Raw genomic sequence first — 953 nt, 5'->3', positions numbered from 1 at the left:
TATTGTTTTTTTCTGGAATCCATTTGTAAAATACATAAGGAAATTCTTCCTGCAACCGTAAGATTTCGTCAAAAATCGGACGGAATTGATCATTTTTTGTGAAATTCTTTTCCATTGTATCTACTACAATTTTAGCATCAGAGCGGATGGAGATGATTTCTTCAGGATACAAGTCCAGGCAAACTTCGAGCGCTTTAACGACGGCGAGAAATTCAGCCTCATGGTTCGTTTTTTCACCAAGGTCGAAGGTATATTCTTTAATGACCTGTCCTTGTTTAATGATCACGCCCGCTGCACTTGGTCCTGGATCTCCACTTGCTGCTGCATCGGTATATACTTCGATCAAGGTTGGACATCTCCTTCTAATATTCAGGGTGTTTAAAGCGTCTAGCTATATAAAGGAAAGGGGTATCGAGTGCTGCAACAATAAATTTGATAATATAAGTTGTCAAGAATATTTCAAGCCAAATCCCTGTGGGATAAAGTCCGTAAAAGGCGATCAAGCAAAAGATGGCACTATCCAATAGCTGACTGATCATTGTACTCCCATTGTTACGGATCCAAAGCGTACGTTCACTTGAGAACAAGTTCTTTAATTTTGCATAGAGCCAAACGTCAAAGTATTGGCTAATAATATAGGCAATGAGACTTCCAATTGCGATTCGGGCACCAACTCCAAAGATGGTCGTAAATGCAGACTGAGCCATATCATTTTCTCCTGGTGTGAATTGGATAGCCAGCTGCATGATGATCGTAAGAATAATGAGCGTAGAGAAACCCATCCAAACTGCTTTTTGAGCATCCTTCTTTCCATACTTCTCATTCAGTATATCCGTCGCAAGGAAAGCCGTCCCATATAAAATGTTTCCTAGAGTCGCGTTCAAACCGAATAATTCTATTGTTTTGACTACCTGGACATTTGCAATGACCGTCGACATACCGATCCATACAAA

The 953-nt window shown here is 40.2% G+C and carries 2 protein-coding genes; both read right to left on the bottom strand.

Annotation, left to right across the window (positions count from 1 at the left end):
* The coding region (locus tag LD39_RS20840; RefSeq protein ID WP_035553343.1) for a ribonuclease HI family protein at positions 1-346 on the bottom strand (346 nt) is incomplete at its 3' end.
* A 16-nt stretch (positions 347-362) separates the two neighbouring features.
* On the bottom strand, positions 363-953 hold a 591-nt coding region (locus LD39_RS20835; protein WP_035553341.1), incomplete at its 5' end, for a queuosine precursor transporter.

This window comes from Halobacillus sp. BBL2006, assembly GCF_000786645.1.
GTDB lineage: Bacteria > Bacillota > Bacilli > Bacillales > Halobacillaceae > Halobacillus.
The sequence above is the reverse complement of the archived record's forward strand: the minus strand, read 5'-3'. Positions and strand labels throughout refer to the sequence as shown.